Annotated in this window: 10 protein-coding genes; 5 read left to right on the forward strand and 5 right to left on the reverse strand. The window is 71.3% G+C overall.

Annotated features, from left to right (window positions below; genetic code table 11):
• Positions 1–5 precede the first annotated feature (5 nt).
• Together ACLZN2_RS42945 and ACLZN2_RS42950 are read right to left on the reverse strand one after the other, a co-directional pair.
• Positions 6–929 carry a sirohydrochlorin chelatase gene (locus ACLZN2_RS42945; protein WP_416985212.1) on the reverse strand — a complete coding sequence of 308 codons (924 nt, stop codon included), beginning with the start codon at positions 927–929 and terminating at the stop codon, positions 6–8.
• A gap of 225 nt (positions 930–1154) precedes the next feature.
• Positions 1155–2153, reverse strand: coding sequence for an N-acetylglucosamine kinase (locus ACLZN2_RS42950; RefSeq protein WP_416985213.1), 999 nt, complete (start codon positions 2151–2153; stop codon positions 1155–1157).
• A gap of 92 nt (positions 2154–2245) precedes the next feature.
• Between ACLZN2_RS42950 and ACLZN2_RS42955 the strand changes: the two genes are divergently transcribed.
• On the forward strand, positions 2246–2923 hold the full coding sequence (locus ACLZN2_RS42955) for a uracil-DNA glycosylase (protein WP_416985215.1): 678 nt from the start codon (positions 2246–2248) through the stop codon (positions 2921–2923).
• 173 nt (positions 2924–3096) lie between these two features.
• Here the strand turns inward: ACLZN2_RS42955 and ACLZN2_RS42960 are convergent, their stop codons facing one another.
• The 3 genes from ACLZN2_RS42960 to ACLZN2_RS42970 all read right to left on the reverse strand — a co-directional run bounded on the left by ACLZN2_RS42960 (position 3097) and on the right by ACLZN2_RS42970 (position 7789).
• Positions 3097–4278, reverse strand: a complete 1182-nt coding sequence (locus ACLZN2_RS42960; RefSeq protein ID WP_416985216.1) for a thiolase domain-containing protein — start codon at positions 4276–4278, stop codon at positions 3097–3099.
• Entirely contained in the window at positions 4275–5864 is a 1590-nt protein-coding gene (locus ACLZN2_RS42965; RefSeq protein ID WP_416985217.1) for a class I adenylate-forming enzyme family protein, read from the reverse strand. The genes ACLZN2_RS42960 and ACLZN2_RS42965 overlap by 4 nt, the downstream gene beginning before the upstream one ends.
• Before the next feature lie 65 nt (positions 5865–5929).
• Positions 5930–7789, reverse strand: coding sequence for a sigma-54-dependent Fis family transcriptional regulator (locus ACLZN2_RS42970; RefSeq protein ID WP_416985218.1), 1860 nt, complete (start codon positions 7787–7789; stop codon positions 5930–5932).
• Between the two features lie 251 nt (positions 7790–8040).
• Here ACLZN2_RS42970 and ACLZN2_RS42975 point away from each other — a divergent pair, with 251 nt between their 5' ends.
• From ACLZN2_RS42975 to ACLZN2_RS42990, 4 genes are all read left to right on the forward strand, one after another.
• Positions 8041–9954, forward strand: a complete 1914-nt coding sequence (locus ACLZN2_RS42975; RefSeq protein WP_416985219.1) for a hydantoinase/oxoprolinase family protein — start codon at positions 8041–8043, stop codon at positions 9952–9954.
• Between the two features lie 73 nt (positions 9955–10027).
• Positions 10028–10456 (forward strand): acetone carboxylase subunit gamma, encoded by a 429-nt coding sequence (locus tag ACLZN2_RS42980; RefSeq protein WP_416985220.1) that lies wholly within the window; start codon positions 10028–10030, stop codon positions 10454–10456.
• A gap of 58 nt (positions 10457–10514) precedes the next feature.
• Complete coding sequence (locus tag ACLZN2_RS42985) at positions 10515–12644, forward strand: hydantoinase/oxoprolinase family protein (protein ID WP_416985221.1); 2130 nt, start codon at positions 10515–10517, stop codon at positions 12642–12644.
• Positions 12645–12682: 38 nt separating this feature from the next.
• Entirely contained in the window at positions 12683–15010 is a 2328-nt protein-coding gene (locus tag ACLZN2_RS42990; RefSeq protein ID WP_416985222.1) for a hydantoinase B/oxoprolinase family protein, read from the forward strand.
• The last annotated feature ends 49 nt before the right edge of the window (positions 15011–15059 follow it).

The raw sequence follows: 15059 nt of genomic DNA on the forward strand, positions 1-15059 counted from the left end.
GCTGGTCAGCGGACCGGTGCACCCTGGGGCTGCGGTGGGGCGATGCCCAGGGCGGTCGTGTACTTGGCGAGCGCGAGCTTGCCGATCGCCGGGTAGGCGCCGAGCGCCTCGGCGGCGGCGCAGTCCGCTTCCTTGGCGGCCTCCTCGATCAGCGCGGCGTCGATCTCCGGGCCGATCAGGTACGGCGCGAGCGCCAGCTGCTGGGAGCCCGAGGAACGCAGCTGCTCGGCCACGGAGGCGATGGAGCCCTCCTGGTCGAGCGCGGCGGCCATCACCGGCACGGCGAGGCGCGCGGCGAGCAGCATGCCGGTGATCCCGGCGGCCTGCACGGCCTCCTCGCCGCCGACGGAGGCGAGGATGATGCCGTCCGCGGCGGTCGCCACGGTGAACAGACGCGCGCGGTCCGCGCGGGCCAGACCGGCCTCGGACAGCCGCACGTGCAGCCCCTCGGCGAGCAGCGGGTGCGGGCCGAGGACGTCGGTCAGCTCGGCGGCGACCCGGCTCTCCATCACGGCCTGACGGAGCTGGCGCAGCAGCGCGCTGTCGGGGCCGGCCAGCAGCGGCACTACGACGCCGACCGGGCCGTCGGGCTCCTTGACGTCGAGACCGGCGGCACGGGCCTGCTCGAAGCGGGCGGTGCGCTCCTCGGCGGCGTGCGCGAGGACGGACTGCAGGGCGGGGAACTCGGCGTCGTCCCCGTCCAGGTACCCGATGCGCGCGTCGAGGCCGGGGAGCTCGGAGCGGGCGATGCTCACGATCTCCTCGGCGATGCCGCGGGTGGCGGCGCTCGGCGTACCCGGCACCGCGAGGACGAGCGCGGGCGCGCCTTCGGGAGCCGCCAACGGCTCGGGTCGGCGGTGCCGCCCGGGCTGGCGGGGGCGCGGCATTCGTACGGGGAGGCCGGACGCGGGCCCAGTGGGGGAGCTCATGGCGCCGCATGTTACTTGTTTCCTGGGCTCCCCTGTTCGGGGAGGGTGCAGGTGAGCGGTATCCGTCCGGTTTTGTCTGATGAGTTACGTACGGATCAGAAGTGATCAGCGTGTTTTCCGGGCGACTTGCCCTCGAAGAGAGTAATCCCTCTTTTGGGTAACGCTGTACGACTCGTTCCGTACGATTCACTCCGTACGTCCCCTACGTACGCCCCGCGCCCGCGCCTACGTGCGGTGCGCCACCGACAGGAGCACCCCGTCGACCGGCAGGGCGAGTCGGCCTTCGGCCAGATCGACGGCGATCCGCACGGCGCCGTGCAGCGGATCCCCTTCGGCGTCCACCTGCCGCGCGTGCGGCAGCCGCCGCGCCACTTCCTCCGCCAGGGGTACGAGGAGAGGGGCGCCCAGTCGCACCAGGCCCCCGGTGAGGGCGAACGGGGGCTGCCCGTGCGGCGGGCAGACGGCGGCGGCCGAGTCGGCCATGTGCCGGGCCGCCGCCCGCAGGATGTCCGAGGCCACCGGGTCGTGCTCCGCGCACGCGCCCACGTCGGCCACGTCCGGCGCGAAGGAGGCGAGGACGGCCGCCCGGTCCGACCGTGGGTAGAGCCGGCCCGGCAGCCCCGGCATCGGCCCGAACCGCTCCTCGGCGCGGGCCAGCAGCCGGGCCGAGCCGCCCGGCCGCCCGTCGTGGGCGCGCAGCGCGGCCTCCAGCCCCGCCCGCCCGATCCAGGCGCCACTGCCGCAGTCGCCCAGCAGATGGCCCCAGCCGTCCGCCCGCTGCCAGCCCGTCAGGTCCGTGCCGATCGCGATCAGGCCGGTGCCGGCGGACACCACGGCACCCGCCCGTGTGCCGAGCGCTCCGGTGTACGCGGTCACGGCGTCGGCGGCCAGCGCGGTCGTCCGCACGCCGAACTCGCGCGCGAACGCCTGAGGAAGCTCGGCCCGCAGCGCTTCGCCCAGGCTTGCCAGTCCGGCCGCTCCCACGACCGCGGTGGTCAGTCGCGCGATCCCGGTCCGCGCGGTCAACGCCCGTACCATCGGCACCAGTTGCTCCATCAGATGCCCGGGATCGATACCCCGCTCACCCGTGCGCACCGGCACGGAGGAGGACCGCTCGGCCAGGGTGCCCGGCCCGGCCGCGCCCACGGCGACCCGCAGACCCGAGCCGCCCGAGTCCACGGCGAGGATGCCGTGGGCGTGCTCAGCATCCGCGGGGGCGGTCATGGAGGTGGCACCCCTTCTGTCCGGTGACCGGCTGCGTCATCTGCTTCCCCGCGTATGCGGGGCACCTGTGTGTGCCAGTAGAGTGACGCGCCGTGGCACCACGACCTTTGCATGAACTTGTTGAAGCAGGCTGGGCGAAGGCTCTCGAGCCCGCGGCCGAGCGTATCGCCGCCATGGGGGACTTCCTCCGGGCCGAGATAGCGGCGGGCCGGACCTATCTTCCGTCGGGGGCGAACGTCCTGCGGGCCTTCCAGCAGCCCTTCGACGACGTCCGCGTCCTGATCGTGGGTCAGGATCCCTATCCCACGCCGGGGATGGCGATCGGTTTGAGTTTCGCGGTCTCGCCGGAGGTGCGGTCGCTGCCGGGAAGTCTGGAGAACATCTTCCGGGAGTTGACCTCCGACCTGGGGCTGCCCAGGCCGTCCAACGGCGATCTGACGCCGTGGACGCAGCAGGGCGTGCTGCTGCTCAACAGGGCTCTCACCACGGCCCCCCGCAAGCCCGCCGCGCATCGCGGCAAGGGCTGGGAAGAGGTCACCGAGCAGGCGATCCGGGCGCTGGCGGCGCGCGGCAAGCCGTTGGTGTCGATCCTGTGGGGGCGCGACGCGCGCAATCTGCGGCCGTTGCTCGGGGACCTTCCGGCGATCGAGTCCGCTCACCCCTCGCCGATGTCGGCGGACCGCGGTTTCTTCGGCTCGCGGCCGTTCAGCCGGGCCAACGACCTGCTGCTCCAGCAGGGTGCCCAGCCGGTGGACTGGCAACTGCCGTAGGCGGCGGCCGCCGTGGCGTCCGAACCCGCACGGCCGGCTGTCGGCGGCATCCGTGTGCCACCGGCACGCAGACCATGTGCCCGTGCGGGTCGGTCGCGCCCTGAGGGGGAGCGACCAGCCACGACGGACCCGCAGGCGCCCGACGGCCCGGTCCCGCACATCCGGCGGAGCGCTCAGGCACGCAGCACCGTCGTGTAGTTGGCGACCGCGAGGCCGCCCATGTTGTGCACGAGGCCGGTCCGGGGGCCGTCGAGCTGCATGTCGCCGGCCCTCCCGGAAAGCTGCAGGGCCACGAGTGCGTGCTGCGAGACCCCGGTCGCCCCGACGGGGTGTCCCTTGGCCTTGAGCCCCCCGGAGACGTTGACGGGCAGTCGGCCGTCCCGGTGCACCCAGCCCTCCTCCACGGCGCGACGGCCCTCTCCTCGCGCGGTGAGCCCGAGCATCTCGTAGACGAGGAGCTCGGCGATCGTGAAGCAGTCGTGAACTTCGGCGAGATCGAGGTCGCCCAGACCGATCCCGGCCATCCCGAGGGCTCGCCCGACGGCGAGCCGGCCCCCGGCGAACTCGAGGAGGTCACGCCGGGAGGTGTCGAGGTGGTCGTTGGCGTGCCCCAGCCCGGCGACGACCGCGAGCGGGTCGGCCGGATCCCGGCGCAGGACCAGGGCCGCGGCTCCGTCGCTGACGAGTGAACAGTCCGTACGGCGAAGCGGCCCGGCCACCACGGGGTTCGCGTCGGAGACGGTCGAGCAGAACTCGACGCCGAGGTCCTTGCGTAGCTGCGCCCACGGATTCGAGCACCCGTTGTGGTGGTTCTTCGCGGCGATCGCGCCGAGGACGTCACCGAGCCAGTCGGCTGCGGCGTACCGCTCGACGTAGGCTTCGGCGACGTCCGCGAAGAGACCGGCGAAGCCTGTGGGCGAGTGGGTTCCGGCGAGCCGCGGGTCGGCTCCGAGCAGGGCCCGGGACACGTCCGCGCCGCTCGCATGGGTCATCTTCTCGACGCCCACCACGAGCACGGTCCCGGCGAGCCCGGAGAGGAGGGACCGGATGCCCTGGTGCACGGCGGCCGAGCCGGAGGCGCACGCGTTCTCGACGCGGGTCATCGGGAGCCCCCAGAGCCCGTCGGCAGCCCCGAGCGGGAGGGACGACGGGAACGCGAACGGCGTGAGCCCGCTGTTGAACTGCGCGACGAACACCTCGTCGACCTCCTCGGGCTCCACTCCCGCGTCGGCCAGGGCCTGAACCGTCACCCTCTCGACGAGGCTCGTCACCGTCTCCGTCGTCAGCTTCCCGAACGGCGTGTGGGCCACGCCGACGATGCCGATGCGGGCGGCGAGGGGTGAGGGCGCGGTCATGACGTCTCCTGGGACTCGAACGGGGGCGCGGGGGCGAGGCGGAAGCGGCGTATCTTCCCGACCGAGGTGCGCGGCAGCGCGTCGACGACGGTCCAGGTCCGGGGCCGGGAGGCAGGGGTGAGATGGGCGGTCGCCCAGGCGTCGAGCCGATCCCGGGTCGGCGGGTGCTCCGGGTTGCTCGGGACGACGTAGGCAGCGGGGACGTGGTCGCGGACGGTGTCCGGGACGGCCACGACCGCGGCCTCCAGCACCCCGGGAGCCTCGGCGAGAGCGGCCTCGACCTCCGTCAGGGAGACGTTCTCACCGGCGACCTTGACGACGTCGTCGATCCGGCCCACGAAGGCGAGTCGGCCGCCCGCGTCACGGCGGACGAGATCCCCGGTGCTGAACCACACCTGCCCGTCCTCGGGCACGGGGACGGGCAGGTCCGGGAAGGCCCGGGCGTTCGCGGCCGGGTTGTCGAGGTAGCCCTGGAAGATGTCCTCCCCGCGGCGCCCGGCCACAGTGAGCACCCCCGGTTCCCCGTCCGGGACGGGGCGGCCGGTGAGCGGGTCGAGAAGGGCCACATGGCGTCCCGGGACCACCGCGCCGATCCGGCCGGGGTCCGGGGCCTCGCGCGGGTTGGCCGTGACGACGGGCAGCGTCTCGGTCATCCCGTAGATCTGCCGGGGCGCGACGCCGCAGAGCTCGGCCAACGCGGCCCACTGCCCCGGGGCGAGGTTCTGCGCGAACCACACGTGCCGCAGTGCGAGGGCCGGCGCGTCGGTGCGCCGCCGGGCCAGGATCATGCGGACGGGCGCGGCGAAGAGACTCGCGTGGGTCGCGCCCAGCTCGGCGACCTCGTGCGGCCACCTGCTCGCGGTGAACCGGGCGGTCAGCCCCACCGAGGCGCCGACCGCGACGGCCGACGCGAAACAGTAGTACTGCGCGTTGGCGTGGAAGAGCGGCAGACAGACGTACCAGCGGTCGTCGGGGGTGAGTCCCGCGAGGTCCGCCATGACCGTGGCGACGTGGAGGTAGTTCCGCTGGGTGAGCTCGACCCCCTTCGGCTCCGATGTCGTCCCGGAGGTGAACATGACCGCGATGCGGTCCTCGGGTCGCGGGCGCGCGGACGGCCCGGCGCCGGGCCCGGACGCCGCCAGGAGCGGGGAACCCGGCGCGAGGTCGGAGGCCGTCTCGGTGAGGGCGAGGACGTGCGGGACGCGGCCGTCGGCGCCCTCGCTCACCGCGGCCCGCCGCGCGGCGGCGCACACCGTCACGACGGGGCGGGTACGCGCCACTTGCCGGGCCACGTCCCGGACCGACGAGGCGGGGTCCACGGGCACCATCCACGCGCCGAGCCGACTCGTCGCCAGCCACACGGCCACGAAGGCGGGGCAGTTGCGCAGGATGACATGGACCGGACTGCCCGCGCGCACCCCACATGCCACCAGGCGGGCCGCAACGCCCTCGACGACGGCGTCGAAGTCGGCATACGTCCAGGCGGACATCTCACTGTCCTCAGTGCGGAAGAGGAGGAACGTCCGGTCCCCGTGGTCGTACACGGTCCGGTCCCAGAGCTCTGCGAAGGTCTGCGGGCTTCCCATGCCGCCGACGATAGGGAGAGCGACCGGAGGCGAGACGTCCCAATGTGGGACAGTCCCGCCGCCCTTCAGGCCGTGATGCCGTACGACCGCAGCTTCCGGTAAAGGCTGCTGCGCGACATGCCGAGATACGCCGCGGCGGCGACCCGGTTGCCGCCCTTGTCCCGCAGCGCCGCGACGATCGCGTCGCGCTCGGCGGCCTCGATGCGGGTGAGGTTCTTGTGGGACCGGGTCAGGCAGTAACTCGGCAGGTCCTGGTCCTGGATCTCTCCCACGGGGCGTGCCCGCAGCGCGTGGGTCAGAGCCTCGCGCAGCTGCGACACGTTGCGGGGCCACGTGTACCGGCTGATGGTGCGCAGGGCCCCCGGCGAGAGCCGGACCCGCCTGCCCGGGGCGATGTCCTCGAGGACCCGGTTGGCGACGAACGTGAGGTCCTCGGTACGACACCGAAGGGGCGGGATGGTCACCGCGACCTCGAAGTGCCCGAGGAGGGCACGGAACGGCAGGTCGGAGTCGAGGTTCGAGTCCGACACCGTCGCGGCGAAGGTGACCGGAGCCGTCGTCGCGCCGATGAGCGTGAAGAGCTCGCCGATGCTCTCGACGCCCTCCGTGCTCGCCTGGTCGATGTTGCGGACGATGCACAGGGTGTGCTCCCGGGTGCTGCCCAGCAGGGCGTCGAGGTCGGCCTCCGCACCGGACTGCAGCTGGGAGGTGTCGACGCAGACACTGCGTCCGCCCGGGTGGTCGGCGTGGAAGAGCTCGGCGACGAGGGTGAACTTGCCCGTGCCGGTCTCGCCGAGGACGATCGTCGGGGCCTTCGCGGCGAGAGCGTCGCGCAGTTCCGAGTAGGCGCGGACCCACGCGGGGGACGAGCCGGACGCGATCGGCACATGCGGCCGGCGCAGGTCGCCGACGAGCCCCCTGGTCCCCGCACCCGCCACGGCCACCTGGGGGAGTACGTGGTCGGCGAATCCCGCGCCGAGGACGGGGATCCTCGGACGGCTCGCCTCGTCGGTGACGACCTCCGCGATGACGACGATGCCCGCCGTCTCGGAGCCCGAGACGATACGGGTCCCGCGTATCTGGATGATCCGGCCGGACTGGAGTGTCATCGTCTCGCTCACGCGGTCGCGGCGCGCCATGAGGAAGGTCGCGTGCTCCCGCACCGCCAGCTGCTCGACCGGGTCGAACACGGCCTGGGCCGCGGCGTTGGCCATGAACACCGAGTCCGCGAAGGCGAACACCGCCTGCCGGGTCGAGCGGGCGTCGGCCCTCAGATACGTCTCGAAGAGGGCCTGCTGGGCCTGGCTCCGGTCGAGGAGGAGGTTGCGCCCGATGTCCTTGGCCGCCGACTTGACGAGGGTGTGCACGAGCGGGCTCCACGCGTCGGCCAGCGTGGACACGTCGAGGACGCCCTCGATCCGTCCGGTCAGCGGATCGATGATGGGCGCCCCGGTGCAGGCGAACGTCTGCAGTTGCTCCGTGAAGTGCTCCGGCCCGACGACGGACACGGCCTGCCCCGCCTCCAGGACGGTCCCGACCCCGTTCGTGCCCATCTTCCCCTCGGCGTAGTTGAACCCCGGGGCGAACTCGACCCGGTCGAGCAGTCGCCCCACCGCCGAGGAGGAGTCCCGGCGCTGGACCACGCGGGCCTGGTTGTCGGTGAGGGCGATGACGAGCGGCAGGTCGGCCGTGTCGTTGCCGAGCTGGTCGAGGACCGGCTCGGCGCACCGCACCAGGCGGGAGCCGGTGTCGATGTCGTCGCTGAAGTCCGTGAGCGGGCGGGCGATGTCGACTCCGGCCTGCTGACTGCGCACCCATGACGCGGCGAGGACGTCCGGCACGCCGGCCGCGCCCTGCCGTCCGTACTCCAGGAAGTCCGCCCGGGCCGCCGCCATGCGCAGCAGCCTGCTGTGTCTGTCCGGCATCCGGCCTCCTCGTCGTGGCCGCCGACGCGTGCGCCGCCCGTCGCGGCTCGCACGCATGCGGCCCTCATGATGCCCGGGCAGGTGTCCGGATCCAACCGGCGCGCATGTCCCAAGTTGGGACGGTCGCGGGTCGTGAGACGCCAGCACGGTTGACCTCACCGTCGAGGGCGACGGCAAGGCCGAGGACCCGGTGCCGTCCGGGCCACGGCCGAGTCGCCCCCCACGGATCCGCTGCGCCCCAAAGGAGTGGCATGGACACCCTCATCAACATCGACAACGGCGGGACCCTCACCGACATCTGCGTCTGGGACGGAACCGGCTTCACCTTCACCAAGACGCTCACCACACCCCACGACCTCTCCGAGTGCCTCTTCAACGGCGTGGAGAAGGCCTCGGTGGCTCTCTACGGCTCGCCCGACACCGAGCGGCTGCTGCACGCGACCCAGCACATCCGGTACTCGACCACCCAGGGGACGAACGCGCTCGTCGAGCGTCGCGGCCCGATGATCGGCATCCTCACGACGCTGCCGGACCTCGCGTCGGCGATGCAGACGACGCAGTACGAGCGGGAACTCTTCGAGGGCCTCGTGGGCGGCCGCCTCCTCACGATCGGCATGGACGCCGACGACGAGACGATCGACTTCGAGGTGGTCCAGAAGGTCAACCGGCTGACGACGCTCGGGGCCGCCCGCGTCGTCGTCGCCGGGAGCGACCCGGAGCAGGAGCGCCGGCTGCGGGCCGTCCTCCTGCGCAAGTTCCCCCGCCACCTGCTCGGATCCATCCCGCTCATCTACAGCTGGGACCTCGCAGGCGACCGCGACGCCCCTCGCCGGACCTGGTCGTGCGTCATCAACTCCTTCCTCCACCCGACGATGGAGCGCTTCCTGTACGGCGCGGAGCGGCGCCTGAAGTCCTACCGGGTCGTCAACCCGCTCCTCGTCTACCGCAACGACGGCGCGTCCTCACGGGTCGCCAAGTCGGTCGCGCTCAAGACCTACTCCTCCGGCCCGCGTGGCGGGCTCGAGGGCACGGCGGCCCTGGCCCGCGCGTACGGGCTCGAGCACACCCTCATGATCGACATCGGAGGTACCACGACCGACGTCGGTGTCGTCGTCGGCGACCGGGTCGCGGCGAACGAGCGGGGCACCATCAAGGGCGTCCCGATCTCCTACCCGATGAGCGACGTCCACTCCCAGGGTGTCGGGGGGTCCTCCGTCATCGCCGTGGAGGACGGGCGGATCACCGTAGGGCCGCAGTCCGTCGGAGCCGCCCCCGGGCCGGCCTGCTTCGGTTTCGGCGGCAAGCAGGCGACGATCACCGACGTCAACCTGCTCCTCGGCGTCCTCGACCCGGACACCTACCTCGACGGCACGTTCAGGCTCGACCCCGCGCGCGCCCGGACCGTCATCACCGAGACCGTCGCGAACCCGCTCGGGATCACTCTCGAGGAGGCGCTGATCCGGATGGAACAGGCCTACTTCGAGGCACTGTCCTCGGCGTTCGCCCATCTCGCCGAGGAGAACTCGACCCTGGCCGCCTTCGGCGGGGCCGGACCCATGAGCGCGACCGGCGCCGCCCGGCCCGCCGGGGTGAGGCAGGTCCTGATCCCGCGCACGGCGGCGGTGTTCTCCGCGCTCGGTATCTCCTTCTCCGACATCGGCAAGACGTACGAGGCCGGCGTGCCCGAGCCGACGACCGCGGCGACGAGGAAGACGTACGACGAACTCCTCGCCCGCGCCGAACGCGACATGTTCCAGGAGGGCTACGCGCTCGCCGAGTGCCAGGCCTCGTGGCAGGTGAGCGTGGAGGCCGAGGACGGGACACCGGTGTCGCGCGCCCCCTACCACCCCGGCGACGCCGTCGACCACCCGGAAAGCCGCGTCTCCCTCCAGCTCACCATCACCGCGCCGCTGCCCCACCCGGAACTGGCACCGGACCAGGAGGTCGAGGCCCGGCCGGCGCCGTCCGCCGGGACCCGCTCCGTCCGGTCGGCCGTCGACCGTGTCGACGAGGTGCCGGTCCACGTCCTCACCGAGCTCGGCCCCGGGGACTCCGGCGCGGGCCCGGCCATTGTCGAGGGCCCCTTCTTCACCGCGCGCGTCCTGCCCGGCTGGACGTTCCGGGTCACCTCGGCCGGCGATCTCCTCCTCCACGACACCTTCTGACCGCCGCTGACGGCCGCCGCGTTACCGAAGCCCGGAAAGCCTGAACCCGGAAAGCCTGAAAAGGAGGGCTCCCATGCGAGTCCCCATGACCGAATACCTCGTCATCGACCTCGACACGGAGCGCTGGGTCTGCCGCGTCTGCGACCAGGACATGGGCAGCGCACACGGCAACTACAAGGAGGGCACCCTCGTCCACGACCGGGACCCCCGCGAGATCCACCAGCCGATCATCGACCCCGAGCGGTACGAGTTCACCTTCTCGCCGGACCCGGAGTACTGCCGGATCCTCGAGTACTACTGCCCCGGCTGCGGCACCCAGATCGAGGCCGAGTACCTCCCGCCCGGCCACCCCCCGACGGTCGACATGATCATCGACGTCGCGGCGCTCCGCGAGCAGTGGCGGGAGCGCGGAGTGGACCCCGAGGCGGTCCACACCTACGGGCCCGGTGAGGACGCCCAGAAGTACACCGCCGCCCTCAGGGCGATCGGCCACGTCCGCTGACCCGCCGCCCCGCCGACCCGCTGCCCCCGCACCTCGCGGCGAGAACCCTGGAGCACCCATGAAACGGATTTCCGTCGACATCGGCGGCACGTTCACCGACTGCTTCTTCGTCTGGGACGAGAAGTACGTCGAGGCGAAGGCCCTCACCACCCACCACAATCTCGCCCTCGGCTTCAACGAGGCCCTCGACCTTGCGTGCGAGCGCGCCGGGCTCGACCGCGGCACCGTCCTCAGGAAGGTCGACTCGGTCCGCTACGCGACGACCCTCGGCACCAACGCGCTCATCGAGCGCAAGGGCCCCAAGGTCGCCGCGATCGTCACCCACGGCTTCGAGGACACCATCCCGCTGTCCCGGGGCCGCGGTTACGGCGAGGGCCTCGACTACTCGATGCAGCAGAACCTTCCGGCGGCCGAGCGGCCGGAACCGATCGTGCCCCGCCACCTGATCCGCTCGGTCAAGGAGCGCATCAACTCGGCGGGCGCGATCGTCGCCGACCTCGACCCCGAGGACGTCCGCACGGTGGTCCGCGAACTCGTCGACGCGGGTGCGGAGGCGATCGTCGTCTCCCTCGTCAACGCGACCGAGAACCCCGTCCACGAGCTGGCGATCCAGGAGATCATCCTGGAGGAGTTCCCGGCCCACGAGCTCGGCGCCATCCCCGTCCTCCTCGGCCACCAGGTCTCGGGCCGCAAGGGAGAGTACGTCCGGGCGACGTCGACGATCATCGACGGCTTCCTCCACGAGATCATGTTCCACGCGCTGTCGCAGCTGTCGAACAACCTGCGCGACTCCGGCTACGACAGGCCGATGCTGGTCATCCACAACTCCGGTGGCATGGCGCAGATGAACTCGACCGACGCCCTCCAGACGATCCACTCCGGCCCGATCGCCGGCGTCGGGGCGGCCGAGCACCTCTCGAACGAGACCGGCCTCGGGCACGTCATCTCCACCGACATGGGCGGCACGTCGTTCGACATCGGCCTGGTGCCCGAGGGCGGCGTCAAGCACTACGACTTCCTGCCGACGATCGACCGCTGGCTCGTCTCGGTGCCGATGGTGCACCTCGACACCCTCGGCGCCGGTGGCGGCTCGATCGCCAGTTACGACCGCATCCACGACTCGATCAGGATCGGCCCGGAGTCCGCGGGCTCCAACCCCGGGCCCGCCTGCTACGACCGCGGCGGTCTGCGCCCGACCGTGACCGACGCCGACCTGCTCCTCGGCTACCTCGACCCGGACAACTACGCGAACGGCTACATCAGGCTCAACCCGAAGCGCTCCCGGTTCGCCATCGAGGAGACCCTCTGCGACCCGCTCGACATGAGCGTCCTCGACATCGCGCGGGCCATCAAGGACGGGGTGGACGAGCAGATGGCGATCGGCATCGGCAAGGAACTGCGGGTCCGCGGCTACCTGCCCGAGGACTTCACGATGCTGGCCTACGGCGGCAACGGCCCGCTCCACGCGTGCGGCGTCGCGCGGCACGCGGGGATCAAGCGGGTACTGGCCCCGCCGTTCTCCTCGGTGTTCTCCGCCTGCGGCGCCGGGAACATGAAGCAGCTCCACTTCCACGAGCGCGGCGTCCACGTGACGATGTACAACCCGACGACGCGGCAACTCTACGACGGATACGGCGAGTTCAACGCCGTGGTCGAGGAGCTGGAGGCGCGCGGGCGGGAGGACCTCGTCCGCCAGGGCTTCGCGGCCGAGGACGTGAAGTACCGTCTCGAACTCGACATGCGCTACGGCAACCAGTTGCTCACCCAGGCGGTCGCGCTGGAGGACATCACCCGCATGAAGGGCGTGGGCGACGTCCTGGCCATGATCAAGATCTTCGGCGACGTCTACAGCCACCGCTTCGGGGCGTCGAGCGCGGCCCCCGAGGCCGGCATCCGGTGCAACACCGTCCGGGTCGCCTCCTACGTCGACGGAGACGTCGTCGGCTTCGACTCCCTCGAGACGGGGGGAGAGCGGACGGTCCCGGTCGCGGCCTCCCGTCGCGACGTCGTCTTCATCGGCCACGACGGACCGCTCGACACGCCCGTCCACGACCAGAGCGCGCTCACCCACGAGCACGTCATCCCCGGTCCGGCCATCGTCACCACGGAGAACACGACCTACCTCGTCGAGCCCGGCTGGCGGCTCGAACCGACGCGCCAGGGCGCGGTCTGGTTCCTCCAGGACTGACCCCGACCCGCCCCGGCGCAGCAGAAGGAGCCACAGACATGACCACCATCGACGACAGGCCGTCGACGAACCCGTCCACCCGTGAGGAGGGGACCCTGACTCCCCAGGAGCGGGAGTGGGTCGACAGGTTCATGGACGAGACGACCCTCTTCCTCGGCCCGGACCCGGACATCATGCGCGACCACGGCATCGCGGCGAGGTCCGCCCACGAGGAGCGGGCGATCGCGGCCGGTGTCGACCGCCTCCAGGTCGAGCGCATCCGCAAGCGGATCGCCGGAGCGCTCGACGAGGGCTACGAGATGTGCGAGGCGCAGGGAGCGGCGCCGGGCGCGAAGTGGGGCGACCTCACGACCGCCATCTACACCTCCGCCGGGGACGTCTCCTACCTCTCCTGCCACGGCGTCATCGCGTTCAGCGCGATCCTCCACCACCCGATCCGGTACATCATGAAGTACTGGAAGGACGAGCCGACCGTCGGCATCCACGAGGGCGACGGGTTCATCCACAACGACGCGCGGTTCGGGAACATCCACAACACCGACCAGTCGATGATCATGCCCGTCATCAGGGACGGCGAGGTCATCGCCTGGGTCGCCGCGACGATCCACGAGGGCGAGAACGGCGCCTGCGAGCCCGGTGGAATGCCGTCCGGCTCCGAGACGCCCTTCGACGACGGGCTGCGGATGAGCCCGTTCAAGATAGTCGAGCGGGGACGGCTCCGCCGCGACCTGCTGACCTTCCTCCAGCACTCGGTGCGCGACCCCAAGCTCCAGCTCGCCGATCTCAAGGTGAAGATCACCGCGGTGCGCAAGATCATGGAGCGGGTCGACAGGATCATCGACGAGGTCGGGGTGGACGCTTTCGTCGGCGCCCTGCGCACCACGGTCGAGGACGTCGACGCGGAGGTGCGCCGGCGGATCGGCGAACTGCCCGACGGCACCTACCGGTTCGACCAGTTCATGGACTCGACCCTGAAGGAGAACATCCTCATCAAGTTCGCCTGCAAGGTCACCGTCAAGGGCGACAGCATGACGATCGACCTGCGCGGCACGGGCCCGGAGATCCTCAACCGCGCCATCAACAGCCCGCTCTGTTCGGTCAAGTCGATGTTCATGCAGGCGATCCTCGCCTTCTGGTGGCCGGACCTGCCGCGCTGCACCTCGGCCATGAGCTGCATCGAGATCGTCTCCGACGAGGGCACCTGGGCCGACGCCTCCTACGACGCGCCGATGGGGCAGTCCCTCCAGGCCTCGTTCCGCGGGTTCTCGGCGATGCAGGCGCTCTACAGCCGGATGTCGTTCTCCACCCCGAAGAAGTACAGCAACGTCGTCGCGAACTGGTTCAACCAGATCAACACGTTCCTGTGGGGCGGGATCACCCAGCACGGCGACATGGTCGGCAACCTCTGCGCGGACCTCAACGGCATGCCGGGCGGCGCCAAGCCGTTCCGGGACGGCGAGGACGCGGTCTCCCCCCTCTTCTGCGCGATGGCCGACACGGCCGAGCAGGAGGTCATGGAGGAGGAGGTCCCGTTCATGCAGCTCGTGTCCAAGCGGCTGGTCCGCGACAACATGGGCTTCGGCAAGTTCAACGGCGGGATGGGCTACGAGATGATCGTCGCCGCCGAAGGCTCCCCGCAGTGGGGATTCATGACGGTCACGTCGGGCGCGAAGTTCTCCTCCGTCTACGGCATGTACGGCGGCTACGGCTGCGGCACGTACCCGCTCGCCATGGTCAAGGGGACCAACGTCTACGAGCACATCCGCCGGGACAGCAAGAAGTTCGACCTGTCGATCGAGAAGGTCATGAACGAGCGTCCCTTCGAGGACGGCCGCTACTCGACGTACCACATGGGTCTGCAGTTCGACATCGCCAAGGACGGCGAGCTCTACATGATCAGCCAGGGCGCGGGCGGCGGCTACGGCGACCCGCTGGAGCGGCTCCCCGAGTCGGTCGTCGAGGACGCGGAACTCGGCCGGATCGGCCGGAAGGTCGCGGAGGAGATCTTCGGGGTGCGCTACGACCCGGAGACGTTCCGCCTCGACGTCGAGGGCACGAAGGCGGCGCGCGACGCGGCGCGAAGGGCCCGGCTCGAACGGGGCAGGCCCTATGCCGAGTTCTGCGCCGAGTTCGTCAGGCCCGAGCCGCCGAAGGACCTTCACTACTACGGCTCGTGGGGCTCCGACACCGACGACATCACGGCGACGGTCTTCACGATCGACGGCCCGCAGCGCGTCGCGGCACCGCTGGGCGAACTCCCGATCGTCATGATCCCGGACCGCCGCGAGGTCAAGATCGCCCAGCTGGAGGAGCGGGTCCGTCACCTCGAGGACAAGCACGGGGAGAACGTCAGGCGTCTCGCCTGAGCCGTGCAGCCGTGCAGCCGTGCAGCCGTGCAGCCGTGCAGCCGGCGGG

The organism is Streptomyces sp. T028 (assembly GCF_048159505.1).
Lineage (GTDB): Bacteria > Actinomycetota > Actinomycetes > Streptomycetales > Streptomycetaceae > Streptomyces.

Coding starts and splice junctions, on each gene's coding strand:
- ACLZN2_RS42945 (WP_416985212.1), bottom strand. CDS start 929: ATGAGCTCCCCCACTGGGCCCGCGTCCGGCCTCCCCGTACGAATGCCG.
- ACLZN2_RS42950 (WP_416985213.1), bottom strand. CDS start 2,153: ATGACCGCCCCCGCGGATGCTGAGCACGCCCACGGCATCCTCGCCGTG.
- ACLZN2_RS42960 (WP_416985216.1), bottom strand. CDS start 4,278: ATGACCGCGCCCTCACCCCTCGCCGCCCGCATCGGCATCGTCGGCGTG.
- ACLZN2_RS42965 (WP_416985217.1), bottom strand. CDS start 5,864: ATGGGAAGCCCGCAGACCTTCGCAGAGCTCTGGGACCGGACCGTGTAC.
- ACLZN2_RS42970 (WP_416985218.1), bottom strand. CDS start 7,789: ATGCCGGACAGACACAGCAGGCTGCTGCGCATGGCGGCGGCCCGGGCG.
- ACLZN2_RS42975 (WP_416985219.1), top strand. CDS start 8,041: ATGGACACCCTCATCAACATCGACAACGGCGGGACCCTCACCGACATC.
- ACLZN2_RS42980 (WP_416985220.1), top strand. CDS start 10,028: ATGCGAGTCCCCATGACCGAATACCTCGTCATCGACCTCGACACGGAG.
- ACLZN2_RS42985 (WP_416985221.1), top strand. CDS start 10,515: ATGAAACGGATTTCCGTCGACATCGGCGGCACGTTCACCGACTGCTTC.
- ACLZN2_RS42990 (WP_416985222.1), top strand. CDS start 12,683: ATGACCACCATCGACGACAGGCCGTCGACGAACCCGTCCACCCGTGAG.